Raw genomic sequence first — 1,602 nt, forward strand, 5'->3', positions numbered from 1 at the left:
CAGGCTGTGTGAAAACCTAGCAATCTGCGCAGCGCTCGAAGAAAATGCTCCGTATCGAAAGATACGGAGCATTTTTCGTTATGGCCTACATCCAGGGACAGTCCCGCAGCCAGACCAGCCTGTTTCTGGTATCGCTGGAAGAGTTGATCCCCGAGGATCACCTCGTTCGCGTTATCGACCTTTACGTCGCCAAGCTGGATCTGGTGCGACTAGGCTTTGATAAAGCACTTCCCAAAAGCACCGGCCGGCCTTCTTACGATCCAGCCGATCAGCTAAAACTTTACCTCTACGGTTATTTCCAGCGGATCCGTTCATCACGGCGCCTCGAAGCCGAGTGTCAGCGCAATATCGAAGTGATGTGGCTGATCAATCGACTCAAGCCCGATTTCAAGACCATTGCCGATTTCCGTAAAGACAACAAACCCGCTTTCATCGCGACGTGCCGGGCCTTCGTCCAGTTTTGTCGCACTGCGGGGTTGATAACCGGCGAGTTGGTGGCCATTGATGGCAGCAAGTTCCAGGCTGTTGCTTCCTCGCGGCGCCATACGAGCTTGCAACGGCTCAAACACCAGGAGCAGAAGCTGGATAAACGCATTGCCCAGTACTTGGCCGAGCTGGATGAGGCGGATAAAACCGAAGCCGGCGAGAGGGTTGACCGCAGTGCGATCAAGACGGCGTTGGCGCAACTTGAGGTCAGGCATTCCAATAACCTGACCTGCCAGGCGCTGATGAAATCGATGGAGCTTGAGCAATTCAATACCCACGAAAGCGATGCGCGAATGCTGCGAACGCACAAAGGGCCTCGGGTCGGGTACAACGTGCAGACAGCCGTGGACGCTGAGCACTGCATGATCGTGCACCATGAAGTGACTCAGGACAGCGATGATCGCAAGCAACTTGAACCGATGGCCAAAGCGGCCAAGGAACAACTTTCGCAAGATGAACTGACGGTCACCGCGGATGCGGGCTACTCCAATGGTAAGCAGTTCCAAGCGTGTGAGGATGAAAACATAACGGCTTATGTACCGGTGGCTCGATCAATCAACTCCAGCGGCAAGGAACAGGTGTTTTTCGACCGAACAGCATTTGCCTACGATGCGTCGCAAGATCGATATCAATGCCCTGCCGGAAAATGGCTGATCTTTAAACAGATCAGCAAGAAAGGCCGGATCTACCAAGCGGCGGTCAGCGACTGCTCAAACTGCCCGTTAAAAGCGCAATGTACCGACGCCCAACGCCGATATATCTCACGCCACCTGCACGAAAAGGCATTCGAACGAATGGAACAGCGAATGCAGGCGCATCCCGAAATGATGGTCAGCCGAAGATCCATCGTCGAGCATCCCTTCGGCAACCTTAAACAGTGGTTATTTGGCAACGCTCGCTTCTTGCTGCGACAGCTTGAGGGCACGAGGGCTGAAATGGCCCTGGCGGTGAACGCCTATAACCTGAAAAGAGCGATTAACGTGCTTGGCGCACGTCAGTTGATGGCGTTGATGGGCTGAAAAGCCTTTTTTCGTCTGCTGTGAGCACAAACGCAAACGCCCCGAACAAGTCGGGGCGTTTGCTGGAACCACCATCAGTGTGTTTTCACACAGCCTG

1 protein-coding gene is annotated in these 1,602 nt (G+C 54.1%); it reads left to right on the top strand.

What is annotated here, in order from left to right:
* Positions 1 to 80: 80 nt before the first annotated feature.
* Positions 81 to 1,505, top strand: coding sequence for an IS1182 family transposase (locus V6M90_RS30005; RefSeq protein WP_042944717.1), 1,425 nt, complete (start codon positions 81 to 83; stop codon positions 1,503 to 1,505).
* The last annotated feature ends 97 nt before the right edge of the window (positions 1,506 to 1,602 follow it).

Source organism: Pseudomonas lactucae (assembly GCF_036688725.1).
Taxonomy (GTDB): domain Bacteria; phylum Pseudomonadota; class Gammaproteobacteria; order Pseudomonadales; family Pseudomonadaceae; genus Aquipseudomonas; species Aquipseudomonas lactucae.

Excerpts from the sequence above, each read along its gene's own strand:
- V6M90_RS30005 (WP_042944717.1), top strand. The coding sequence starts at position 81 with ATGGCCTACATCCAGGGACAGTCCCGCAGCCAGACCAGCCTGTTTCTG.